Source organism: Hyphomonas sp. UBA3195 (assembly GCF_002366485.1).
Classification (GTDB): Bacteria; Pseudomonadota; Alphaproteobacteria; order Caulobacterales; family Hyphomonadaceae; genus Hyphomonas.
On sequence record NZ_DEXB01000002.1, the window covers coordinates 12,456 to 36,858 of the forward strand.

At 56.0% G+C, this 24,403-nt stretch carries 16 protein-coding genes; 8 read left to right on the forward strand and 8 right to left on the reverse strand.

Annotated features, from left to right (window positions below; translation table 11 throughout):
• Window position 1: 1 nt before the first annotated feature.
• Window positions 2–1,939, reverse strand: coding sequence for a MacB family efflux pump subunit (locus B2344_RS00465; RefSeq protein WP_290484419.1), 1,938 nt, complete (start codon window positions 1,937–1,939; stop codon window positions 2–4).
• A gap of 11 nt (window positions 1,940–1,950) precedes the next feature.
• Window positions 1,951–3,252, reverse strand: coding sequence for an efflux RND transporter periplasmic adaptor subunit (locus tag B2344_RS00470; protein ID WP_290484420.1), 1,302 nt, complete (start codon window positions 3,250–3,252; stop codon window positions 1,951–1,953).
• Window positions 3,253–3,677: 425 nt separating this feature from the next.
• On the opposite strand from B2344_RS00470, the gene B2344_RS00475 reads away from it, so the two are divergent.
• Together B2344_RS00475 and bamA are read left to right on the forward strand one after the other, a co-directional pair.
• Window positions 3,678–7,112 carry an autotransporter outer membrane beta-barrel domain-containing protein gene (locus tag B2344_RS00475; protein ID WP_290482435.1) on the forward strand — a complete coding sequence of 1,145 codons (3,435 nt, stop codon included), beginning with the start codon at window positions 3,678–3,680 and terminating at the stop codon, window positions 7,110–7,112.
• Window positions 7,113–7,151: 39 nt separating this feature from the next.
• Entirely contained in the window at window positions 7,152–9,749 is a 2,598-nt protein-coding gene (gene bamA, locus B2344_RS00480; RefSeq protein ID WP_290484421.1) for an outer membrane protein assembly factor BamA, read from the forward strand.
• Window positions 9,750–9,756: 7 nt separating this feature from the next.
• Here the strand turns inward: bamA and B2344_RS00485 are convergent, their stop codons facing one another.
• Together B2344_RS00485 and B2344_RS00490 are read right to left on the reverse strand one after the other, a co-directional pair.
• Entirely contained in the window at window positions 9,757–11,169 is a 1,413-nt protein-coding gene (locus tag B2344_RS00485; RefSeq protein WP_290484422.1) for a sensor histidine kinase, read from the reverse strand.
• The gene (locus tag B2344_RS00490; RefSeq protein WP_206990910.1) at window positions 11,169–11,903 is read right to left on the reverse strand and encodes a response regulator; all 735 of its coding nucleotides are present in this window, start codon (window positions 11,901–11,903) and stop codon (window positions 11,169–11,171) included. The genes B2344_RS00485 and B2344_RS00490 overlap by 1 nt, the downstream gene beginning before the upstream one ends.
• A 545-nt stretch (window positions 11,904–12,448) precedes the next feature.
• On the opposite strand from B2344_RS00490, the gene B2344_RS00495 reads away from it, so the two are divergent.
• Both B2344_RS00495 and B2344_RS00500 read left to right on the forward strand, forming a co-directional pair.
• Window positions 12,449–12,988 carry an EF-hand domain-containing protein gene (locus tag B2344_RS00495; RefSeq protein ID WP_290484423.1) on the forward strand — a complete coding sequence of 180 codons (540 nt, stop codon included), beginning with the start codon at window positions 12,449–12,451 and terminating at the stop codon, window positions 12,986–12,988.
• A gap of 6 nt (window positions 12,989–12,994) precedes the next feature.
• Window positions 12,995–13,687 carry a hypothetical protein gene (locus tag B2344_RS00500; protein WP_290484424.1) on the forward strand — a complete coding sequence of 231 codons (693 nt, stop codon included), beginning with the start codon at window positions 12,995–12,997 and terminating at the stop codon, window positions 13,685–13,687.
• A gap of 25 nt (window positions 13,688–13,712) precedes the next feature.
• Here B2344_RS00500 and B2344_RS00505 read toward each other — a convergent pair whose 3' ends face one another.
• Window positions 13,713–14,312, reverse strand: coding sequence for a TetR/AcrR family transcriptional regulator (locus B2344_RS00505; protein WP_206990913.1), 600 nt, complete (start codon window positions 14,310–14,312; stop codon window positions 13,713–13,715).
• 128 nt (window positions 14,313–14,440) lie between these two features.
• Between B2344_RS00505 and B2344_RS00510 the strand changes: the two genes are divergently transcribed.
• The 4 genes from B2344_RS00510 (at window position 14,441) to ald (ending at window position 21,458) form a co-directional block, all read left to right on the forward strand.
• Entirely contained in the window at window positions 14,441–15,622 is a 1,182-nt protein-coding gene (locus tag B2344_RS00510; RefSeq protein WP_206990914.1) for an efflux RND transporter periplasmic adaptor subunit, read from the forward strand.
• 19 nt (window positions 15,623–15,641) lie between these two features.
• Window positions 15,642–18,779: an efflux RND transporter permease subunit gene (locus B2344_RS00515; RefSeq protein WP_290484425.1), complete on the forward strand. Its 3,138-nt coding sequence runs from the start codon at window positions 15,642–15,644 to the stop codon at window positions 18,777–18,779.
• The gene (locus B2344_RS00520; RefSeq protein WP_290484426.1) at window positions 18,776–20,194 is read left to right on the forward strand and encodes an efflux transporter outer membrane subunit; all 1,419 of its coding nucleotides are present in this window, start codon (window positions 18,776–18,778) and stop codon (window positions 20,192–20,194) included. Before B2344_RS00515 ends, B2344_RS00520 begins: the two co-directional genes overlap by 4 nt.
• 148 nt (window positions 20,195–20,342) lie before the next feature.
• Window positions 20,343–21,458 carry an alanine dehydrogenase gene (gene ald / locus B2344_RS00525; RefSeq protein WP_349679532.1) on the forward strand — a complete coding sequence of 372 codons (1,116 nt, stop codon included), beginning with the start codon at window positions 20,343–20,345 and terminating at the stop codon, window positions 21,456–21,458.
• Between the two features lie 18 nt (window positions 21,459–21,476).
• Here ald and B2344_RS00530 read toward each other — a convergent pair whose 3' ends face one another.
• Genes B2344_RS00530 through B2344_RS00540 form a run of 3 tightly spaced genes read right to left on the reverse strand, consistent with a single transcriptional unit; the run spans window position 21,477 to window position 24,249 of the window.
• Window positions 21,477–22,289, reverse strand: a complete 813-nt coding sequence (locus B2344_RS00530; protein ID WP_290482440.1) for an aminotransferase class IV — start codon at window positions 22,287–22,289, stop codon at window positions 21,477–21,479.
• The gene (locus tag B2344_RS00535) at window positions 22,286–22,870 is read right to left on the reverse strand and encodes an anthranilate synthase component II (protein WP_206990918.1); all 585 of its coding nucleotides are present in this window, start codon (window positions 22,868–22,870) and stop codon (window positions 22,286–22,288) included. Before B2344_RS00535 ends, B2344_RS00530 begins: the two co-directional genes overlap by 4 nt.
• Complete coding sequence (locus B2344_RS00540; RefSeq protein ID WP_290484427.1) at window positions 22,867–24,249, reverse strand: anthranilate synthase component I family protein; 1,383 nt, start codon at window positions 24,247–24,249, stop codon at window positions 22,867–22,869. Before B2344_RS00540 ends, B2344_RS00535 begins: the two co-directional genes overlap by 4 nt.
• Window positions 24,250–24,403: the final 154 nt, after the last annotated feature.

Sequence of the window (24,403 nt, forward strand, 5' to 3'; positions counted from 1 at the left end):
ATTACTCCGCCGCAAGGGCCCGGACCGGATCAAGCCGCGAGGCATTGCGCGCCGGCAGGAAGCCGAACACGAACCCGGTCAGGAAAGCTGTTGAAAAGGCGAGGATCGCGGGCATGGGCGTTACGGCAATGCTGGTGCCGAGATTGGCGAGAATTGCACAGATCGCGAAGCCCGTAAGAATACCGATCACACCGCCCAGCGCGCAGACCACGACGGCCTCCACAATGAATTGGACAAGAATATCAGACCGACGCGCCCCCGTTGCCATGCGCACACCGATCTCGCGCGTACGTTCTGATACGCTGACAAGCATGATGTTCATCACACCGATACCGCCGACGAGCAATGAGATAGAGGCAACCGCGCCTAGCAGGATCGAGAACGAATTCTGTGTCTCCTGAACGGACTCCAGGATCGATGCCGTATTCCGTATCCGAAAATCTTGTGTTCCGTGTCGTTGAAGCAGCAGCTCGTTTGCTTCAGTCTCCGTCGTCGAGATTACGTCCGTGTCTTCCACAGCGATGGTTATACTCGACAGGTAGGAACTGCCGAACACGCGCATCATCCCGGTTGTGATGGGAATAAGCGCGATATCATCCTGGTCACGGCCGAACGAGCTGGCGCCTTCCTCTTCAAGCACGCCGGCGACCTCAAATGGTGCGCCCGCAAGAAAGACATACTCACCGACGGCTTCCGAGACATTGGCAAACAATTCCCCCGCGGTCGTTGTGCCCAGCACAACCACACCTACGCGTCGGTCGACATCTTCTGCCGTGAAGAAAGAGCCGTATTCAATATTGCGGGTGTTGGCGAGCAACCAGTCTTCCGAAACACCCTCCACGGAGCCACGATGGTCATTGCTTCCTCGCCGCAATGTTGCAGATCCGGACCGCGATGGCACCGCAGCCAGGACATTGTTCAATTCGCCCAATCTCTCAGCATCTTCGAGTGAAAGGGTTGCAATGGCGTCACCGCGCATTCGCGCGCCCCGGTCACCCCCCGGCTGAACGAAGAGCAGGTTCGCACCCATGTCCTCGAACCGGGCCATAACCTCGCGCTGGCTACCTTGCCCGACCGCCAGCATTGCGACCACCGCCGCAACGCCGATCACCACGCCCAGCAAGGTCAGTGCGGTGCGAAACAGGTTCGCGCGCAATGACCGGAAGGCCGTCTTGATGGATTCCGTAAGCTGAAGAAAGAAGGAGGGGGAGGATTTCACGGCGCGTTGCTCAAACGACTCCAGAGACCGTTCTACTGAACCGGAATCGGAAATGATTTTGCCGTCGCGAATTTCAATCGTGCGGTCTGCGCGTTCAGCGACTTCCTGGTCATGGGTAATCAGGATGACTGTGCGGCCGGAGCGATGCAGCTCTTCCAGCAATTCCAGAAGTTCTTCACTCGTGCCGGAATCGAGCGCTCCCGTCGGCTCATCCGCAAGGATGACTTCGGCATCATTCATCAGAGCTCGGGCAACAGCCACACGTTGCTGCTGTCCCCCGGACAATTGACCGGGGCGACTTTTCTCGCGCCCGCCAAGGCCAAGCCTACCGAGCAATTCCTGTGCGCGGGCCTTCCGTTCCGATTGGCGAACCCCGGCATAGACCGCAGGTATCTCCACGTTCTCCGATGCGCTGACATTGGCGAGGAGATTATAGCGCTGAAACACAAAGCCGAATGTCCGCCTGCGCAAGGAGGCCAGTGCATCGGCGTCCATCTCGGACACATCCTGCCCATGAATGCGGTAGGTTCCGGAAGTCGGGTGGTCGAGACAACCAAGCAAGTTCATCAAAGTCGACTTACCGGAACCCGACTGTCCGACAATTGCAATGAACTCGCCTTCGCGAATGGTCAGGTCGACGCCATCAAGGGCGCGGACCTCTGCGTCACCCCGTCCGTAGACGCGCTTTATGTCCTGCAAATGCAGCAAGGGTTCTGACATGATCTGGCGTCCTAAACCGGGGGTGGACCCATAGGCCGTGGCCGGTCATTTCCGGCACGCTCGGTCGCCTGTTTCGGACGAATGCTCACTTGCCCGGTCACGACCTCATCACCCTCAGACAAGCCGAACAATATCTCGGCACTTGTACGCGTCTGAAGACCAACCAAAACAGGCTGAGGGACAGCTTCGCCATTCGCATCCATTTTCAGAACCATACCCATTTCTGCGTCGGGATATTGCGCGCGTGCCTCACGGATAGCCTGGCCTCTGCCGTCGCCAACACGATCACCCTGGGCGGCTCCGCGTTCAGGTTGCGCAGGACGCCTGGCTTGTGCGCTCTCCGGGCGCTCGGGACGTGACTGCAAGGCCGTTACCGGGATCAGGACGGCATCTTCGGCCTGCCCCAGAATGAAGAAGACCTGAGCGGTCATATCACTTCGCAAAATTCCGTCGGGGTTCTCAATATCGAGCAGCGCCTTGTAGAGCACGACGTCATTGACAACTTCGGGCGTGGGAAGGACCTGACGAACTTCGGTTTGCCACTTGTGATCAGAATCGCCCAGCGTGGTGAACCAAGCTTGCTGCCCCTTTGATACGCGCAACACATCTGCTTCGGAGACATCAGCCTCCACGGTCATTATACCGAGATCCGCGATGGTCATGATGACGGGTGCGGTCTGGTTCGCATTGAGGGTCTGGCCCTCGGATGCACTGAGCGAGACGACTGTACCAGCCATCGGAGCGTAAATCTTTGTAAATTCCAGATTGGCTTCATCGGCACGGAGGCTGGAGGTCTGCTGCGCGATCTGCGCATTGATGGCGTCGAGCTTCCCTTCCGCGATCTCCAATTCCGATACCGTGGCCTCATAGTCAGCGCGCGCAATGGCATCGGCCTCAAACAGCATATTGGCGCGTTCAGCCTCGGCCCTTGCAAGTTTCAGAGAAGCCGCCTGTTGACGTTTCGAGGCATATAGCGAGTTTAACTGAGCTTGTTGGGCTTCGACCGTGTTCTGTGCAATCGTGGCATCGATCTGCGCAAGGAGTTGGCCCTTCTCGACCTCGTCGCCGACATCAACGAACAACTCTTCCAATTGACCCGAGACCTGTGCGCCAACCTCAACCATCTCCTTTGGCGCAAGAGTACCTGCTGCCGAGATCGTAACTTCAATATCACCCGTGCGTGCGGCCGATGTTTCATAAGTCGGCGTTGTGGAGTTCGCCAAGTTTGACTTCGCAAACCATACGGCACCGCCTGCTGCCAATACGACAATAATCGCGATGATCCAGCGGGATCGTTTCCCAAAAACTCTCATTCTTGTCTCTTTCCAGCAATTCTGGCTGTGAACATGTTCCCGGGTTAAACGACCCAAGTTTCAAATTCCGTCGCGAAGACCGGCATTTTATTGCACTTTCCAGCAAACCCGGCTCAAGCCCGCTCCTTCACCACAGCTTTGTCACCAGAATGTTGCAGATCATTTGCTTGCGCATGAATCCTGAAAGCGGAAGACGACAGCAATGTCCCGCCAATTATGTCAGGCTGACACACTCTCGCTGACAAGCCGCACATTTCGGCAAAGTTCAGACAAGACGCTCCCGTAACGCATTGGGACAGGTCGATCTGGAGCGCGCCAACATGAACATTTTTTCATTAAATAACAATCATTTAAGGATGCACGCTTCCGGTCCACAGGCATCCGCTCCTGAGGTGGTTGCACGTGGACTGATTATTGTTCTGGGTATGGCTACGGCCCTCCCTGCATGGGCCGTCGAAATCGAGGAATCCACCGTCGCCCCCGTCGAGACCTCCACCGCGAATGACGGACAGCCCGACGACATTACAATCACTGAAGATGGGGAAATTGATCTCAGCGACCTGCCAGGTACCACCGCGATTACGGTCGACTCCGACAATACCATCACCAATGATGGCGAAATTCTCGCAGAAGACACCGACTACGTCACCGCTATTGCTGTCCGAACGGGTACGACGACAGGCATCACCCACACGGGTTCCATCGAATTGTCGGAAGACTATGACCGGGAAGACGAAGACGATGATGACGATGTGGACGGGCCACTCGCCATCGGGACGAACCGCGTGGGCATCGACGTCGAGAATGGTGGCACGATCACAGGTAATATCCTGCTCGATCATGGCTCCACGCTATACATAGAAGGCAATGATTCAGCGGGCGTACGCATCGGATCCGCGCTCGATGGCGATTACACGCAACAGGGCACAATTTCGGTTATCGGCGACAACGCCCTGGGTCTGAGCCTCGAAGATGACGTCGCCAGTGATGTATTGATCAGCGGCGCCATTACGGTTCAGGGTGAGAATGCGTCAGCTGTCACGATTGATGGGGATGTCTCCGGCAATGTGACGATTGAGAGTTCAATCAGCTCGACCGGCTTCACCAGCACCAGTTCTTCCAACTATATCGCGCCCGTCTATATCGATGACGATACTGAAGCGGTGGAGGATCGCCGCGATGCCGACGACCTTTACGACAATGCGAACGGCGTCCGCATCACGGGCAGTCTCGGACAAGGCCTGTTGATCAATGGCGCGGTCGACGACTTCACATCCGAAGAGGATGAGGATGACGAAACAAAGGATACGGTCGACGATTTCGATGAGAATCGAACTGCTGGAAGAATCTACAGTTATGGTTCAGCCCCGGCGCTCGCCATCGAAGCCAACGCTGGCGAAAACGTAGTCTTCTCGAGCGTCGTAGAAACCGTTCGCGATACCACCGATGATGATGATGACGATGACGTAGATGAAGTACTCGCCACGTTTTCTTTTGATCAGGGCCTCATCAATCGTGGGACGATTTATGCCAGTGGCGTGAATATCGGATTCGATGCGACGGCGCTCTCCATATCCGGATCAGAAGACGGAACCGGAACGGTTACAATTGATGGCGGCATCCTGAATTCCGGCACAATTCAAGGAACCGCCTACGAGGCTTCCGCCGTAGGCCTTCTGCTCGGCAACGGCACAGCAATCGGCACTCTCGAAAACTCCGGATCCATCGCCGCAACGACCTATACGTTAACGGACGACACCGCCAAAGCGTTGTTCATTTCCAATGGAAGTACGCTGGAAGCGATCCTGAATAGTGGATCCATCACCGCTTCATCAAATGGCTATGGTGGCGCAGCAACGGCGATCACCGATGAAAGTGATACGCTAAGATACATAACCAATACCGGCGCGATATCAGGCCTACTCATTTCAGACGGACGGGAAGATTCGGAAACAGGATCGTCCATCGCCATTGACCTGTCCGCACAAACGGCTGGCGCAACCATTATCCAGTATCAGGAAACTCCCACTGAAGATGTGAACGGCGATGACGAAATCGATGAAGACGATGTGACCGAACCTACAATCTATGGCGACGTCCGGTTCGGAACCGGCGATGACATACTGCAAATTCTGGACGGGGGTCTGGCAGGCGACATCTACTTTGGTGCCGGCGCCGCAACTTTTGACCTATCGGATGCCGAGTTTCTGGGAGACACCTATTTCGAGGGCGACACACTCAGCCTGTATATCGAGGAGAGTGAGATCGAGGGAGATTTCGACTTCGGCTCTGCGAGTGGAACGATCGACTTCCTGTCTTCATCGTTGCTCACGGGTAATCTGACGAGCGATGCTTACAGACTGGCCGCGACAATTTCAGATTCTGAAATTGTTCTGCTTGAAGACACGTCCTTGCAGCTTGCCTCCCTCTCCGTCACGGATGGTTCAACACTTGAATTCGAAATTGATCCTCAGAACCTGCGGACCACAGCCTTTCTGTCAGTTTCGGGAACCGCAGCACTGGGCAGCGATACTCTGGTACGCCCAACACTTACGTCATTCATCGACGGTGATTTTGCCGTCACACTGATCGAAGCGGGTACACTGATATACGACGAGGAAACCGCTGAGTTATCGACCGAAAATATACCGTGGATATACAACGTATCACTGGAGACAGAGACGTCTGATACAGACAAACTCAATCTCGACTTTCGCCTCAAGACTGCCGAGGAACTCAGTCTCGACACGAACCAGTCCCGCGCCCTCTCCGCTATACTCAATGTTGCCACAAGTGACGATGATGTCGGATCTGCCATCACGCAGCTTTCGACCGAACATGACTTTCTAGAGGCCTACAATTTGCTGCTGCCTCAGCGCACTGATGCCGCAACGCGCTATCTGGAATCCCAGTCGAATGCCGCTTTTGGCGCGTTGAGAAGCCATCTGGAGTTCACCCGTAGCTCCAGTGAATCCGGAAATGGTGCATGGGTGCAGGAAACCTATTCCCATGTCAGCTATGATGGGTCTGACGATGGGCCGGGATATGATGGCCGCGGCCTTGGCATCGCTCTGGGGTATGATCGCTCGCTGCTAGGCATAGATGCAATCGGCATCATGGGTACGATGAGCGACGGCAAGTTTGAGGAAAAAACTGGCGGCGAAAATCCTGTGACCATGAAAAGTCTGGGTGTCGGGGTGTATGCGACGGAGCAGATCGGGCGCGTAAACCTTCAGGCCGTTGGCCAGATCGCGAAGGTCGACCATTCCAGCTATAGAGAAATCGAGTTCGACGAGTATGTTTCAGAGGTCAGCGGCACATGGGACGGGATGACCACCGCGGCTTCACTCCTGGCATCTACCGAATTCGGGTCCGGGGCGTTCAGGATGACGCCATCAATTGGTCTGGACTACTTCAAACTTGATCAGGACGGATATTCAGAAACGGCATCAAACGGATTGAACCTATGGGTCAGCGACGCCAGCACAGACCGTGTAACCGCTGATGCCGGAATTGGCTTTGCCTATGTCTGGCGGGAAGGCGCAGACTCGTCTCGCACGGGTCCGGCCTATACCAGTTACAACAATTCCAATCGCTACCGTCCCATGGTTCGGGCTGGATTGGATATTGGCTATCGCTCCACGTTGTCTTCGACACCTTACGAAGTCGACGCTGGATTTGTCGGCTATGAGGACCGTTTTACACTCAGCGCCACCGAGGTGTTTGAAGATGCCGCCACGGTGGGACTCTCGCTACTGGCGGGGTCCGAACTCCTGAAAATTCGGTTTGGCGTGGATGGTGAGTTTTCAACCGACTCAACCGCCCTGACGGCCAACGCCGCCGTCAAACTCCGCTTCTGATCTCTCAGACACCATTTCTCTCTTCTGGACGCCGACTTCATGAGCCACAAAAACAAAACACTCGCGCTCTCCCTGATCCTCTCTGCGCTCGCCGCTTCGCTGCAACCGACGGCGCTTGCGCAGGTGGGCGCAGAAGACAGCACAGGAAACATCGAAGCCATCATTATCAATGGCAACCAGCGGATCGAAGACCGAACCGTGATGTCCTACCTTCTAGTCGAACCTGGCTCACCTTTTGACGCGAACCGTATCGACCTTTCCCTCAAATCCCTCTTCGCAACCGGCCTCTTTGCTGATGCAAATTTTGACCGGGTCGGGAACCAGCTCATCATTACATTGGTCGAAAACCCAATTGTAAATCGGGTCATGATTGAAGGCAGCAAATCGCTCGGGGAAGAAAAGATCCGCGAAGAAATCCAGATATCGCCGCGCGGCGTATTCACCGCCGCTCGCGTGCAAGCAGACGTACAGCGCGTGATGGAACTCTACCGCCAATCCGGCCGGTTCGCGGCGAAAGTCACGCCCGAATATGTGCCGCTCGATCAGAACCGTGTGGATGTGGTCTTCTCGATTACAGAGGGACCTGTGTCTGGTGTACGAGCGATCAACTTCCTGGGAAATGAAACGTATTCAGACGACCGTCTTCGGTCGGAGATTGTCACCCGTCAGTCACGTTGGTGGCAGTTCTTCTCATCAAACGACAATTATGACCCAGGTCGCTTGGAATATGACCGCGAATTGCTTCGTCAGTTTTACCAGAACAAGGGGTATTACGACTTCCGCGTAGAGTCGGCCGTGGCAGAACTAACGCCTGATCAGAAGGATTTCTACATTACCTATACAATCGACGAGGGCGAGATTTATCGCTTCGGCGAGATCAATGTCGAAACCGAGCTGGAAAAGCTCAACACGGACGCCTTGAAAGCGTCACTGGTAGCGCGATCCGGTGACCTGTTCCGAGGCGACACAATTGAAAACTCAATTGATGGCCTGACCTATGTCGCCGGGATCGGAGGTTATGCCTTTATTGATGTGCGCCCTGAAATCTCCGCCGATCTCGAAACGCATACGGTCAACGTGACCTTTCATGTCAATGAAGGTCCGCGTGTTTACATCAACCGCATCAATATTGTCGGTAATACCCAAACGCTCGATCGCGTGATCCGGCGGGAATTGCGCGTGACTGAAGGTGATGCCTTCAACCGCATCTTGCTGGATCGCTCGCGCAACCGCGCACGGGCCCTTGGCTACTTCAAAGACGTCGAAGTTACTGAGGTTCCCACCGCGGACCCTGACCAAATTGACGTGAATGTAAAAGTCACTGAGCAGCCCACTGGCGAGATGAGTTTCTCAGCTGGCTTCTCATCCTCAGAATCTTTCCTCGTAGATGTCAGCGTGGCACAGCGCAATGTGCTCGGGCGCGGGCAATCCGCGTCTGCTCGTCTGTCCACATCCAGCCTCCAGCAAATTGTGGACTTGCAGTATACGGAGCCACGTTTCCTAGACCGTGACATGTCCGCAGGTGTGAGTGCGTTTGCTACCCGCCTCGATTATTCTGACACCGATCTTGGCGGCTATACGACTGAATCTGTAGGTGTCAGCGGGCAGCTAGGTTTCCCCTTGTCAGACCGGCTGCAACTTGGCTTGAAATATACGTTGCAAAACGACAAAATCGACGTCGTCGATCAGAGCATCGTGATTGCCTCGGACAGCGGCGAACGCCTGACAACCGAATACACTGTAGATGACAATGACACCCCGGGAGACACAAGCGATGATGTCGTGGGTGTCGCCTTTCTCACCGCTGATGACGTACCATTGCCTGATGGATCGCTGATCGTGGACGTATGCGATGCGCGCTATCTCAACAGATACTCGCTTTGCTCAAGTGAACGATCAGAAATCTCCTCGATCGTCGGGTACAATCTCCTCTTGGACATGAAGAATGACCCTATTGACCCCACTGGCGGGTTCGACCTGCTGTTTGGTCAAGACGTTGCTGGCCTGGGCGGGGACGTGAACTTCATTCGCACCAACGCATCGATGAATATCTACCAAGGTATTGCGAAGGGCATAACGGCCAGTTTGCGTCTTTCGGGTGGATACATCGAACCCTATGGCACGAGCGACGCGGAATCCGAATACGGACAAACCACTCCTCAAGGCGTACGTATCAATAATCGCTTTTTCAAGGGCGGCAACAGCTTCCGCGGGTTTGATACGGCAGGTCTCGGGCCGCGCATTGTGCAAATCATCCAAAATGATGACGGCACAGAAACAGTGAAGCGTCTCAACGCCCTGGGCGGCAACGCGTTCTACCAATCCAGCCTCGACATCTCGATGCCAAACTATCTGCCGGAAGAATACGGCATCAAGACGGGTCTGTTCCTGGAAGCCGGCGCGGTTGGCTTGTTGAGCGACATAGACAAGAGCGACCCGGTCGAGTTCACGGATACTTTTGGCCGTGATGCCGTCCAGTTGATTGAAGACGACTTGTCCTTGCGCGCATCTACAGGCCTCAGCGTCTATTGGACATCCCCTTTCGGCCCAATTCGCTTCGACTTCAGCCATATCCTCAAGAGCGAAGAGTACGACCGCACGGAGTCCTTCCGTTTCAGCACTTCCACCCGGTTCTGATAGCGTGTCAGCCAGCGGCCTTCAGAGGCAAGGTCACCGTTACGAGCAGCCCCCCGTTTGGTGGGTTCGACAAATCGATGTGCCCACTATGGGCTTCAATCAGATTCTTCGCGATATGAAGTCCGAGCCCATGCCCGCCGGTCTCGCGATTGCGTGACTGTTCCAATCGAACAAGGGGTTCGAACACACGCTCCAGAGCATCTTCCGGGATTCCCGGACCTGTGTCCTGGATCGTCACAATAGCCTTGCCGGCTCGTTCACTGAGACAAACGTGCGCCATGTCTCCATAACGCACCGCATTTTCAATCAAGTTGCGCAAGGCGCGTGTCAGTTCATCTGATCGACCCATGACAATCGGGCGTACATCGATTTCATTGAACGAGACAGAGAGGCCCAGATCCCGCAAGTCTTCGATAAGGCTGTCGACCAACGAATACATGTCCAGCGGCTGGAAAGGCTCATCTGACTGGCCAGCCGTCGCCGCAGCAAGTGCGGCTTCTGTGATACGCTCCAACTCTGCCAGAGCACGACTCATCCGCTCGCGCTCACTCGCATCTGATAGCATCTCAACCTTCAGTTTCAATGAGGTAATGGGTGTCCGCAAATCATGACCAATTGCTGCGAGCAGCTGGCGTTGGCCAGCCACTGTGGTCTCGAGGCGGCGGCCCATGCGATTGAAAGCACGCAGCGATTCGCGCACGTCATACGGACCTTGCTCGACCAGCGGCTCATGCTTGTAGTCGGACGCCAGCGTATTCGCGGCCTTCGCCATTTGCCTCAATGGATTGATCGCATTCAGGGCGGCCCATATGCCGATGCCAACCATCAGCACGATGAGCATGACGGCCGCCAGGAGAGGTGGACGCGGCTCTTTCACACTGATGTTCTCGGTTCTTATGTTTATCCAATTGCCATTCGCGATCTCGAGAGACACTCTTGCGCGCTGCTGGCTGGCAGATCTCCCACGCTCTGACGGCGGAGGCCTCAAACTCATTGGCCCGGGACGGCCCGGTTCTTCATCCATGAACCTGTCCGGTCGACCGGGAGGACCTGCGAGCCTGTCCCGATCACCCCACCCACTCAGGGAAATACCAATCGGCGTATCCTGCGCTAGCCCAAGATTTTCAAGAACACGTTCGGCTAGCCCCCAGGAGAAAGGTTCAATATAGGGATATTCTGACAGCGAGTAATCGGTTATTTGAAGACGCTCCAGCTCTTTGTCGGAGAGTGAATCGGGCCAATCCTTCGCCTGCAATTCCTCCAAGGCGACCGTCGCAACATGCAGCGCCGTACGTGGCTGGAGGCGTTGCGATGAAATGCTGAATTCCACAATGAAATACGCCAGTAGAAATGTAGACAGCAGAGCCGCTGTCACCAGGATTACAATCCGTGTAAGAAGCGTATCAAGCCTTGCCAGCATCACAGTTTCTTCACATCAGCTGCAAAGACATACCCCCCGCCCCAGACGGTCTGGACGATATCCGGATTCTTGGGGTCACGTTCGACCTTTTTCCGAAATCGACTCACCTGACTGTCGACACTGCGGTCGAACACATCTGCGCCTTCGGCATGAGACAGTTCCACGATCCGTTCACGCGACAGCACGATCTGTGGTCGGGCTATAAAGATCATCAATAATTGGAATTCGCCGGTGCTTAAGGAGACGATCACGCCATCATCGCGGGTCATTGTGCGTTTCGCCGTATCCAGCGTCCAACGGTCAAACTCAAAATAGCGCGTTTTCTCAGGCGTCATTTCTCTTTCGCGACCATTCGCGCGTCGCAGGACCGACCGCACACGCGCAAGCAGTTCCCGCGGGTTGAATGGCTTGCACACATAATCATCTGCGCCGACTTCCAAGCCGACAATCCGGTCGATCTCATCAGTTCTCGCGCTGATGAAAACGATCGGAATTGCGGTGAGCCGAACGATCGAGCGACAAAGACTGATCCCGTCCTCGCCCGGCATCATGACGTCCAACAGGATGAGGTCTGGTTCTTCAGAATGAATCGCCCGGCGCGCAGCGGGGGCATTTTCAGCCGTCGACACGCGATAGCCGTTTTCCGTGAGATAGGATTTCAAATCTTCCCGAATATCGCGGTCATCATCGATGACTAGAATGTGTTCGGGCGTCGTGGTCTCTGGATCAGGCATCTCCGCAGTCTCCTGAATATGTATCGTCGGTCTGATGATTACAAATAAGATAAACTTGTTGCCAAGGTGTGTCGTGACTGCAGTTAAACTGCGCTTCGAACCCCACCGCTCCGGATCATCCCGAATTGCTGGTGTCGCCACCGAAAACCCATACCTTTCAAGTCGGTAATGTCATGTTGCAGACTGCCATATATTGCCATCACTTTCGTCCTAACCGGCATATCCTCTCAACATGGCTGAGGCATCTTGTTCTCATCGACGCAGGGAAACTTCCCGGCACTTCGTCCCCAGAGACTGCATCAAGAGCACTCAATATGCCTAGTTCCACCCCCTATTCCGGTCGCTCTGAAGAGAAAGTCTCGATCTCAATCACCGAAATCATCGCATCCACCAGGACAGTCCCCGTCCGCTCCTTGAACACCGAGCCTCCCTGTGGGTGCCAAGACCGATGCGATGAGAGGGAGGTGTCACACCCCCCCTACGTCTCACCCTGTGACACCTCCCTCACCCCCTTCTCTTCCCGTTGCAAACGGCTGTCAGGAGCAATGAAAGTCACAGTCCTGATGATTGCTGGACTGTCCTTGGTGGTCGCATGCACATCCTCCCCGCGCAAGGGGCCAGGAGCCAGCGGTCGCGATGGCGGAGACCGCGCACGCCCGACTCGGTCGCAAGGCCTGTCTGCCCCACCAGTGGCACTGCTTTTCGTCAGCATGGACAGTAATCACGATCACTTCGTATCACGCGAAGAAGTTGATAATGGTATTGATCTCGAATGGCGCGCCTTGGCGGGGCCTGATCGGGTACATCAATCTGCGGTGCAGATGTCAAATTGGGCAGCTGAGACCCTTGGCGACCTGAATGCACTCCCCAGCCCTATCGCCTTCGACAGCAATCTGGATGGAACCATCACGGCCTCGGAATTCCGAATACGGCTTATCGATATATTCGGTCGGATCGATAAAAACCGAGATGGGCTTCTATCACGCGCAGAATTTCTGACAGCGCCGCGCGCAGTCGATTCCAACGAACCCACCATGCCGCAAGATAGCCAGCGCCGCGGACCTCCTCCCGGACGGCGGCAATAGATTCCAGTGTCTATCCCGAAACCCTCCGCGCTTGCTCGGATACCAGCCCTCCCGCCAGCGGCCAACAAGCCCGAAGCGTATCCGAAAGAGCCAGTGCTCCAGCCTGGCCCCAGCCTGGCAAGTCTGTGGGCCAGCGCAGGTCTCATCCGAACCGACATAACACGGGGTTTCAATGGCTTGTCAGGAGCGGCCGATGGCGCGCCTCTCGACTTGCACTTGCGCCTGCAATCTCTATCAACAGATCAACAGCCGCTTTCCCGTTATGCGGTGTATGTCTGGCACGCCGACGCAGCTGGCGAGTACTCTGTCTTCAATCGCCCGCATACAAACTATCTACGTGGTATAGGGATCACAGACCAACGAGGACGCGTAAACTTTCGGACCGTGTACCCAGGCACTTATCGGGGACGTCCGCCACATATCCATTTCGAGGTCTATCGCAGCCTGGATACTCTGGGGTTGGGAGTGGCGCCACTGATACGGTCCAGCATCCTGTTTCCCGACATGGTTTCCCGATCCGTCTATACTCGGAACCCGGCCTATGCCGATAGCTTGGACAAGTATGCGGCGCTAAGATTCCAGCTCCCGGTGCTGAACCCAACCGGTGACAAGCGCGCCGTTCAGCTGGCGAGTACGAGTGCCTCCAGCAACTCCACTCTCAGAGCCAGCTTGGACATATTCATCAATGCGGAAGAATGAACCGCGATATCGTTGTGGTTTCGCTCTACTCGACAGGAAGGTCATCACTTGCAAGAATCTTCGTGATGATCGGCTTCATCATTTCGATGAATTGCGGACGTTCATGCTCGGGATGCCTCAGCGTGCGGGCCGGAATGCCGCCAAACAAGGTAAACAACATCTCCGTCCGCAAAACAGGCGTTGTAATTCCGGCATTCTCCAGGACGCCACAAAACTCTTCCCGTATTTCACGATCATAGTTCTGCAAGATCTCGGCAACCGACGGATTTCTCTGCGCCTCGGCAAGAATCTCGAAATTCAAAACCGTTCGGAACGGGTCCTGATGCTTGATAATAATGTCGATGACGAGTGGAGCGATTTGATCTCGGATTTCAGTGCCGCTCAGATTACGGAAGTCTTCCATTCTGTCTTTTTGGCGCAACAATTCGCGCTCCACCACAGCCTCTATCAACAAATCCTTGGACGCAAAGTAATGATACAGATGGCCAACACTGATGCCACATTCTTTGGCGATCCCGGAAATGCCCGCGCCATGGAATCCCTTCTCAACGAAGTGAATCTCAGCGCAGTCCAGAATTTCAGCAACGCGACTCTCTCGTTTCGCGGCCGTCTTCGATTTGCTCATAACTGTCATGCAGAAAAACACCTAAATTCCACTATGCCCTCTCCTTGACATGCTGCACCGCAACACTAGATAGAGCGTTCACTCTAGAATTGTTATATTGAAGCCATTCGGCTCGTCAAGGAATCCTCATGGAAGTTCTAAGAAAAAGTATTTCGGCCGCGACCTTGTCCGTCGCCTTCCTGCTGACGGCCTGTGGTAACGAAGGCAGTACAGTAGAGGTTCCGCAACAGCCAGCTCCAGTTGTAAAGACTCTCACGACCGAACTCGTATCGGTCCCCAACGCCGTTGAGTTGACTGGACGCGCGCGGGCCCACGCCGAAGCGGAGATCCGCCCGCAGGTCACCGGCATCATCAAGGAGCGGCTGTTCAAGGAAGGCGACCTCGTCTCGCGTGGACAAGCGCTCTATCAGATTGATGCAGACGAGTATGCCGCAGATGTGCGAAGTGCCGAGGCCGCATTGGCGCGTGCCCAGGCTTCTGCAAATGTCGCAAAGGAAACCGCCAAGCGGTTCGCCGACCTCGCAAAGATCAACGCTGTCAGCCAGCAGGAATATGATCAGGCCGCGGCTACGGCCCAGGAAGCAGAAGCGGATATTGCGCTTCAAAAGGCTGCTCTGGACCGCGCACGCATCGATCTTGCCCGCACCAGGATTTCTTCCCCCATCGCCGGACGCATTGGTCGATCATCGGTCACACAAGGCGCGCTCGTCACTCAAAACCAGACTGAAACACTCGCCAACGTGCTTCAAATCGATCCGATCTATGTGGACCTTACCGTTTCCAGCAATCGCGTCCTCAACATGCGCCGCCAGATTGCGTCCGGGCGGGTTGCCTCCAAGGGAATCGACACGGTGCCAGTGAACATCATCCTCAGCGACGATACGACCTATCCCCTGCAAGGTGAGCTCGAATTCAGCGAAATCAATGTCGACGAAAGTGCCGGTACAGTAGCGGTACGTGCGCTCGTGCCAAACCCTGATGGTATTATCCTGCCGGGCATGTTCGTCCGCGCAAACTTCGTTGCCGGCATGTACGAAAATGTCATTACGCTGCCGCAATCGGTCGTCTCGCGGACCCCAACGGGCGAAGCCTCCGTCATGGTCGTCAAAGATGACAACACAATTGAGCAGCGCGCCATCCAGGTCGAGCAATACAACGACAATTCATGGATTGTGCTGGACGGCTTGGAGGAAGGCGAAAGAGTCGCCGTTTCAAATCTTCAAAATCTGCGTGCAGGTGTGACAGTTGATCCGATTTCCAGCGCAGCACAAATATCCGCCGCCCGCGACTCGCGCAGCGAACTGAACTAGCGAACTCTGGACACTCGACATGGCTAAATTCTTTATCGACCGCCCGGTGTTTGCCTGGGTGATTGCAATCATCATCATGCTTGCAGGCGGCATGGCGCTGCGCGCGCTTCCAATCGCTCAGTATCCGGATATCGCGCCCACAACGGTCAGCATTTCAGCGAACTATCCGGGGGCATCCGCCGAAGCAGTCGAGAATGCGGTGACGCAAGTCATCGAACAGCAACTCACCGGCCTTGATGGACTCGACTATATATCGTCGTCCTCGAATTCCAACGGTTCAATGTCGATTACGTTATCCTTTGAGCCCGGCACAGATGCCGATATTGCCCAGGTTCAAACCCAAAACAAAATCTCGCTCGCGACACCGCTTCTGCCGGAAGAAGTGCAGCGTCAGGGCGTGACCGTGAGCAAGGCAAGCGGCAGCTTCCTGCTGGTAACAGCATTTTATTCTCCAAACAGCACACTCAACCAGATCGACATCGGCGACTTTGTTCGCTCCACCGTCTATGACACAATCAGCCGCATCGACGGTGTCGGTAGCGTTCAGGTGTTCGGATCGCAGTACGCAATGCGTATCTGGCTAGAGCCTGAAAAGCTGGCGCAATACCAACTTACTCCGTCTGACGTCACGCAAGCTATCCAGGCCCAGAACGCACAGGTCGCCACTGGCGCACTAGGCGGAACTCCTTCAGTGCCAGGCCAGGAGATCAACGTCACCGTGACGCTTCAATCCCTGTTGTCGACTCCAGAGCAATTCGAGAAGCTGCTGATCCGCACAACGCCTGCGGGTGGATCCGTCCGACTGGAAGATGTCGCACGGGTCGAACTCGGCGCCCAGGATTATTCAGCCATCGCCCGCTTCAATGGCAAGCCGGCAACGGGTGTGGCGATCTCTTTGGCGACGGGCGCAAACGCGCTCGAAACAGCCGAGCGAGTCAAGGAAGCCGTCAGGAACATGTCGCCATCCTTTCCAGCCGATCTGGAGTACCAGTTCCCCGTTGACTCGACACCCTTCATCGAAACCTCGATCCATGAAGTTCAGAAAACGCTGTATGAAGCAATTGTCCTCGTATTTGTCGTTATCCTGATCTTCCTGCAAAGCTTCCGTGCGTCGTTGATCCCGATCATTGCGGTTCCAGTTGTCTTGCTCGGCACGTTCGCCGTGCTCCTCCTGTTCGGCATGTCCATCAACACACTTACCATGTTCGCCATGGTGCTGGCCATCGGTCTCCTCGTGGACGATGCCATCGTAGTGGTGGAGAATGTTGAACGGGTCATGCATGAAGACGGCCTCTCCCCCTATGATGCCACCGTTAAATCCATGCAGCAGATCACCGGAGCCCTGGTAGGTATTGCCGTGGTCCTATCCGCTGTCTTCGTGCCTATGGCCTTTTTCCCGGGATCTGCCGGCATTATCTATCGCCAGTTTTCGGTTACGATCGTATCTGCCATGGCGCTGTCCGTGCTAATTGCGGTGGTCTTGTCACCGGCCTTGTGCGCCACACTATTAAAGCCATCCTCCGGGAACGGAAAGTCATGGTACATGACCCCGGCGCGCGCATTCAATTCCGGCTTTGACAAACTCACCAATGCATATGAAGGCGCGGTCACAAGGATCATTCGCCGCAGATGGATCATGCTTGCCACCTTCGCGGTAATCATGGCGGTCACCGGCCTATTGTTTGTACGCCTGCCCACGGCATTCCTGCCCGACGAAGACCAGGGCACATTGATGACCATTGTCCAGTTGCCTGAAAGCGCAACCCTGGAGCGGACTGCTGCCGTGATGGATGATGTGCGGAAGTATTATGCTGCGAATGAAGAAGACAATATCATGGGCCTGTTCACCGTCGCTGGCTTCAGCGTTGTCGGTCAGGGCCAGAACAATGGCATGGCCTTCGCGGCTATGAATGATTGGTCTGAACGGCCGGGTCCTGAAAACTCTGTCCAGTCTATCGCAGGCCGTGCTTTTGGCGGTCTGTCCCAAATCGACGAAGCCCGGATTTTCCCGATCGTTCCCCCGCCTATTCGGGAGATGGGCAATTCGAACGGCTTTGATCTCTACATTCAGAACACAGGCGGACTTACCCACGCTGAATTTGTGGATGCCCGGAACCAACTTCTCGGCATGGCCTCTCAGGATCCGCGCCTGATGGGCGTCCGCCCGAATGGCAGCGAAGATGGTCCACAGTTCAAGATGAATCTCGACTACCAGAAAGCTCAAGCTCTCGGCGTGTCTGTTGCCGATGCCACAAGTGTCCTGTCCGTTGCCTTCGGGGGAAGCTATGTGAATGACTTCATCGACCGGGGCCGTATCAAGCGTGTCTATGTTCAGGGGGATGCGGAAGACCGTATGCAACCGGAAGACATTTCCAAGTGGCACGTGCGCACCTCGTCCGGCGAGATGACTCCGCTTGACGAGATCGTGTCCGGCGAATGGTCATATGGTTCTCCCCAGCTCCAGAGATTTGGCGGCGTACCCGCAATCAATATTCAGGGATCTCCGGCAGAGGGTGAAAGTTCCGGTGTAGCCATGCAGATCATGGAAGACATGGTCAGCCAGTTGGCTGGCAACATCTCTCTTGAATGGAGCGGGCTCAGCCGTCAGGAGCGCCAAGCTGGCAACCAGGCAACAATGCTATACATTCTGTCCCTTCTCTTTGTATTCCTCTGCCTAGCTGCTCTTTATGAAAGCTGGACAATTCCAGTCTCGGTCCTGCTGGTCGCCCCGCTTGGCGTTACGGGCGCTGTATCTGCGGCAAACCTCTTTGGTCTCGCTAATGACGTCTTCTTCCAGGTCGGCCTCTTGATGACTGTTGGTCTCGCCTCCAAGAACGCGATCCTGGTCGTCGAGTTCGCGCGGACCCTCGAAGATCAAGGCAAGGACGTTGTCACGGCGACCATCGAAGCCGTACGGCAGCGCATTCGCCCCGTCTTGATGACGTCGTTTGCTTTTGGCTTTGGTGTCTTGCCACTCGCCCTCAGTACCGGCGCAGGCTCAGAAAGCCGAAATGCAATGGGCTGGATCATGGTGGGTGGCGTTATAGCCGCCATGACCTTCAGCCTGCTGTTCGCCCCTCTCTTCTTTGTTCTAGTTCGCCAGGTTACGACGCGCCTGCGCGGTCAACGCCCTGCCACGTCCGGAGATCAAGCATGAGCCGTCAAAAATACCTCGCCGCCCCGCTCAGTGCGCTTGTCCTGACCGGCTGTGTCAATCTGGCACCAGACTATGAGCGCCCGATAGCGCCCGTGCCGACAGAGCTTCCCGTTTCGGAGCCTTCGGTGACTGGGGTCTCCACACTTGCATGGCAAGACATCGTTCAGTCGGATGAGTTGCGTGCACTGATCGATCTGTCGCTGGACCAGAACCGCGACCTGCGAACTGTCGCCGCCACTGTCGAAGTGGCACGTGCGAACCTCGTCACGTCTCGGTCAGGTTTCTGGCCGACCTTCACCGGGTCCGGTAGCGCGCAGATGGGCGGCACCTTTCGGGATGACGCAACATATTCGTCTTCCTTCGGTGACAGCACTTCCGCGCAAATAGGAGTCTCTGCTTGGGAACTAGATTTCTTCGGGCGTATCCGGAACACGAACGATGCCGCCCTGCAGACCTATCTGGCGAGTGTCGAAGGCGAACGCGCCACCAAGATTTCCCTAGTGGCATCTGTCGCGGAAGCGTGGCTCCAACTTGCGGCAGACCAGGAATTGCTGAGACTGGCCGAACAGACGGCGAGCAGTCAGAATGAAAGCCTAGACCTCACACAGGCTCTGTTCGATGCGGGCACTGCCAGCGAGATCGACTTGCGTCGGGCCTCGGCGTCTGTTGCGTCAGCCCAGGCACAAGCGGCAGAGTTCCGGGCAACTGTCCGCCGAGACCTGAATACCCTGCGTTATCTGGTGGGAACAGACTTGCCACCGTCCATTGAAGCGCACGTCGAGCTGACCCCATCTCCCGTTGTGCTTGACCTGCCGGTTGGCCAGACTTCCTCAGTTCTGTTGCGCCGCCCGGATGTCATTCAGGCAGAACGCAATCTATTGGCGGCCAATGCCAATATAGGCGCTGCCCGCGCTGCCTATTTCCCATCGGTCTCCCTGACCGGCGGTGCGGGCGTAGTCGGCGGCGACCTGGCGGATCTGTTCGAAGGCGACTATGCGACGGGCTGGACTTTTACGCCGAGTGTTTCGGTGCCGATCTTCGACTTCGGCACGAGACGCGGAAATCTGGACGCAGCCCGCGCGAATGCCGACGCGGCTCTCGCAGCCTATGAAGGCACCATTCAGCAGGCCTTCCGCGAAGTTGCAAACGCCCTCGCCGTATCCGAGACAATCTCCAGCAGACTGGATGCTCTGGAACAGCTTGCTGACGACACAGGCGTCACCTTCTATCTGTCGCAAGAGCGCTTCAAATCAGGCCTTGATGATTATCTGACGGTGCTGGATGCCCAGCGTGAAAACTACAATGCTCAGCAACAACTCATTCTCGCCAATCTGGATCGCGGCCTGAATAGTCTTGCCCTTTACCGCGCGCTGGCGGTCTGGGATGCTTCCCTGGATGAGGCTTCCGGGGATTAAACTCGCTCACGCCCCACGGGCACGAGAAAGATAATTCGACAAATATTTTGTATGCTGAAACAAAATATACAAAACCTCTGGACATGAAGGCATACTATATACGATATCCGCGAAATTCAGGTAACCTTACCCTCCGGGAGTCATGAGCATGCAGATCGGCGTTCCAAAAGAGATCAAGAACAATGAGTTTCGGGTCGGCCTTACGCCGGAGAGCGTCAGCGAATTCACCGCGCGCGGGCACAAGGTACTGGTGGAAACGCAAGCAGGCATGGGCATTGGCGCAACAGACGATGCGTATCGCGCCGTCGGCGCGGAGATCGCGGAGACAGCCGCAGATGTGTTCGCCACTTGCGAGATGATCATCAAAGTGAAGGAGCCGCTGGCACCCGAACGCACACAATTGCGGCCCGGCCAGATCCTGTTCACCTATCTCCATCTGGCTCCAGATCCGGAACAGACGCAGGATCTGATGAAATCGGGCGCGACGTGTATCGCCTATGAAACCGTGACCGACCGCACCGGCGGCCTGCCCCTGCTCAAACCGATGAGCCAGGTTGCCGGACGTCTCGCCGTTCAGGCCGGGGCCTCGGCCCTGGAAAAAGCAAAGGGCGGCCGCGGCGTGCTGATTGGCGGCGTGCCGGGCGTACACGCCAGCCGGGTCGTGATCATTGGTGGCGGCGTGGTCGGCTTCAATGCGGCACAGATGGCCGTCGGCATGCATGCGGACGTTACCATCCTCGACCGCAATCCGGATGTGCTCGAACGCCTCGCCACGCATTTCGAGGCTGGCGCGAACACAGTTTACTCGACCCGGGCAACGCTGGAACAGGAAATTGCCCAGGCCGATCTCGTAATCGGCGCGGTGCTCGTCCCCGGTTCTGCAGCGCCGAAACTCATCACGCGCGAAATGTTGTCTATCATGCAGCCCGGCGCAGTGATGGTGGATGTCGCGATCGACCAGGGTGGTTGTTTCGAAACCTCCCATCCCACCACGCATGATGCTCCAACTTATGTGGTCGATGACATCGTCCACTATTGCGTGGCGAACATGCCCGGCGCCGTAGCACGCACATCCACCTACGCGCTCAACAATGCGACTTTGCCCCATGCTTTGCGAATCGCTGACAAGGGTTGGAAGGCCGCACTCAAGTCGGACCCGCACCTGGCAGCAGGCCTCAACGTCTGGAATGGCAAAGTTACGTGCGAAGCTGTCGCGGAAAGTCTGGAACTAGAGCTAACGCCATTGGCGGAAGCGCTCGCCTAGCGTTCCGGAAAAGTGGGGTCAATTGGTGAGTAGTTCTGCTCGCAATTCGGCGCAGCCCGCAGGCAGTTCAGCATTGAACATCCTGGTCTCAAACGCTGATACCGGTTGGAACAGGCGCAGGCTGTTGGTCAGGAAAACCCTGTCCGCGGATCGAAGATCCTCAAGCGAGATCGACCGCTCCGAAACGGCGAAATCGCCAACACGCCCCCTACCCAAAATCCAGTTCCGCATCACACCGGGCAGAGCGCCATCCCCAACGGGCGGCGTGAAGATAGCTCCATCCATCTGCACGAACACATTCGCCACACTGGCACAGGCAAGATGCCCAGCGGGCGAGAAAAAGAACGCTTCATCAAAACCAGCTTGAACTGCCGCGCGCAATGCAACGATATTGTCTGTGTAGGACAAGGTCTTGTAGCGAGCCGTGATGGAAGTTGGATTGCGCAGGATCGTGCTTTTGTGCACTCGCACAGCTTCTGGCGTCAGACTCACACTATATTCTGAAACACGCGCGATGAGGGTCGGCGAAGCCGCCATATCATCCGCGAGCCCGCGAACCCCAGCGCCGCGTGTGACCGTGATACGCAATGCACCCGACGCAGAGTCTTCAATCGCCGTATCCATGACACGAGCAACGGCCTTGCGCTCAAGATCAATGCCCAGTGCAGCAGCACCTTCGATCAAGCGGTCCAAGTGTGCATCGCGCAGAATGACGCGTCCATCGCTGACGAGCGACGTGTCGAACACGCCATCTGCCAACAACAAGCCGCGGTCCCGCAGGTCAAACAGTTCGGACTGGTCAGACAAGGCAGACGGCTGAGACAAGATCATTCCGGTTTCCAGTTCTTCGCGAGCTGTACAAAATTCCTGATCAGCTCAGCGCCATGCTCGGTAAGCACAGACTCTGGGTGAAACTGGACACTGAATAGCGGAAAGTATGTGTGTGACAGCGCCATAATGTCTCCCTCCGCAGATACCGCATCAATTTGAAATTGGTCCGGCAAATCATCAAATGTTGCCACGAGAGAATTGTACAGACCGACATCAAAAGCGCGGGGCAAGCCAGCAAACAAGGCTCCGCCCTGCACTGACAACGTCGTGGTGCGTCCATGGCGGGGAAAATTGGACCTGACAATCTTGCCCCCATAAACCTGCGCGATCGCCTGGTGCCCAAGACACACTCCGAGAACTGGCAGCTTCCCAGCGAAGTACTGAACTGCTTCCAAGCAGATCCCTGCCTCATTCGGTGTACATGGTCCCGGCGACAGGACGAGCGCTTGAGGCGCAAGATCGGTGATTTCATGGAGAGTAATCCGGTCACTATCAACGACCGTCACATCCGCGCCTTCGCATGTCAGATAGCGCGCGAGATTATGAACGAAACTGTCGCGATTGTTGAGCACGAGGATCATGCCTTCTTCCCCACCCGGAACAGGGACGGCGCGATTCGCTCTGCCTTCAGCTCTGACTCTGCCAGCTCGCCAACCGGGTCCGACATCAAAGTGATACCCCCGCCGGCCAACAGCGTGCTCTCTGTCGGCAAATGATCAATTGTGCGGATCAGGATGTTGAAATCCAATGCACCATCAAAACCGACATAGCCAATAGCTCCACAATACGCGCCGCGAGGACGTTGTTCCAGTTCGTCAATAATTTCCATCGCGCGCAATTTCGGCGCGCCTGTGATGGATCCACCGGGAAACACTGCCTTGAACAAATCGATGCCATCCTTGTCGCCCGACAAGTCGCCCTCAATGGTCGAGACGAGGTGATGGAGATTGGAGAATGTCTCCAAGCGGCAAAGCGATGTCACTTCAACCGATTCAGGTTCGCACACGATGGACAAATCATTCCGTAGAAGGTCAGTTATCATGATGTTCTCGGCGCGGTCCTTCTCAGAGGCCAACAGGCCTGCCTGCGCCAGATCGTCCTCGATCAGGTCAGCCTCGCGTCTGACGGTTCCCTTGATCGGCTCCGCCACGACTCGCCCCGTGGCCGAAGCGGAGATCAAGCGCTCTGGCGATGCGCTTGCCAGAACACGCCCTTCAAAATGGCCGAACGCCGCGAAGGGCGCAGGCGTCCGCTCGCGCATCTGCAGATAGTTGGAAAAAGCCGACGACACGTCGCAATGCGATGCTACCCAATTCTGCGCAATGTTGGCCTGATAAATGTCGCCATCCAGAATAAAATCCTGTGTACGCTTTATGGCCGCAATATAATCAATAGCCTGATCCGGGTGTGACCAGCCCAATGGCACGTCGACATCCGGGGCGCGCCGCGTGTCGCCAAGACGGGTCAGCACCTCCGCAATCTTCGCATCTGCCAGCGCGTCATCCTCTTCTGCGTTCGCCGCCCTCAGCCCGGCCGACATGACCCAAGTCTTCTGACCCTCAAGATCGAATGCCAGCAACGTGTCGTACAAGTTGAATTCAATCAAATCAGAGCGCGGCATGTGTCGCGACTGGAATCGCTCAAGGAAGAGTGGCGCAGCGTCATAGGAAACATAGCCCGCCGCGCCGCCTTGGAACGGGGGACCTTCCGCAATGCGCTGCCGTTCGGTGCTGCGTATCCAGGCCCTTACTTCGTCCGCCCTGTCTGCGAAGCCATCCTCACCGCGTGACAGCTCCTCCGCACGAACCTGCAAAGTCGCGATTGGTGCAATGCAGAGATATGACCAGCGTGATGAAGGGTGATCGGTATCCGCGCTATCGAGCCAGAGGGTTGCCGCATCGCCATAGAAAAGTGTGGCGGCCCGGACGGGATCACATGAGTCTAGAAGAGCGTAGCGCATTCAGATGCCTGGTCAGGAAACGTATACGCCTTGGCTAGACCAACAGGCCCGCAGCAAGTCAATTGCACACACGCATTGAGAATGACTTGCAGACGCATATTCGCGCATGTTAGGAGGCGAAACTCCACCAGACCGCGCCGAACTTCAGACGGCG

What these genes read in the sequence shown, in the direction of transcription:
- B2344_RS00465 (WP_290484419.1), bottom strand. Translation starts at nt 1,939, where the DNA reads ATGTCAGAACCCTTGCTGCATTTGCAGGACATAAAGCGCGTCTACGGA.
- B2344_RS00470 (WP_290484420.1), bottom strand. Translation starts at nt 3,252, where the DNA reads ATGAGAGTTTTTGGGAAACGATCCCGCTGGATCATCGCGATTATTGTC.
- B2344_RS00475 (WP_290482435.1), top strand. Translation starts at nt 3,678, where the DNA reads ATGGCTACGGCCCTCCCTGCATGGGCCGTCGAAATCGAGGAATCCACC.
- bamA (WP_290484421.1), top strand. Translation starts at nt 7,152, where the DNA reads ATGAGCCACAAAAACAAAACACTCGCGCTCTCCCTGATCCTCTCTGCG.
- B2344_RS00485 (WP_290484422.1), bottom strand. Translation starts at nt 11,169, where the DNA reads ATGCTGGCAAGGCTTGATACGCTTCTTACACGGATTGTAATCCTGGTG.
- B2344_RS00490 (WP_206990910.1), bottom strand. Translation starts at nt 11,903, where the DNA reads ATGCCTGATCCAGAGACCACGACGCCCGAACACATTCTAGTCATCGAT.
- B2344_RS00495 (WP_290484423.1), top strand. Translation starts at nt 12,449, where the DNA reads ATGAAAGTCACAGTCCTGATGATTGCTGGACTGTCCTTGGTGGTCGCA.
- B2344_RS00505 (WP_206990913.1), bottom strand. Translation starts at nt 14,312, where the DNA reads ATGAGCAAATCGAAGACGGCCGCGAAACGAGAGAGTCGCGTTGCTGAA.
- B2344_RS00510 (WP_206990914.1), top strand. Translation starts at nt 14,441, where the DNA reads ATGGAAGTTCTAAGAAAAAGTATTTCGGCCGCGACCTTGTCCGTCGCC.
- B2344_RS00515 (WP_290484425.1), top strand. Translation starts at nt 15,642, where the DNA reads ATGGCTAAATTCTTTATCGACCGCCCGGTGTTTGCCTGGGTGATTGCA.
- B2344_RS00520 (WP_290484426.1), top strand. Translation starts at nt 18,776, where the DNA reads ATGAGCCGTCAAAAATACCTCGCCGCCCCGCTCAGTGCGCTTGTCCTG.
- ald (WP_349679532.1), top strand. Translation starts at nt 20,343, where the DNA reads ATGCAGATCGGCGTTCCAAAAGAGATCAAGAACAATGAGTTTCGGGTC.
- B2344_RS00530 (WP_290482440.1), bottom strand. Translation starts at nt 22,289, where the DNA reads ATGATCTTGTCTCAGCCGTCTGCCTTGTCTGACCAGTCCGAACTGTTT.
- B2344_RS00535 (WP_206990918.1), bottom strand. Translation starts at nt 22,870, where the DNA reads ATGATCCTCGTGCTCAACAATCGCGACAGTTTCGTTCATAATCTCGCG.
- B2344_RS00540 (WP_290484427.1), bottom strand. Translation starts at nt 24,249, where the DNA reads ATGCGCTACGCTCTTCTAGACTCATGTGATCCCGTCCGGGCCGCCACA.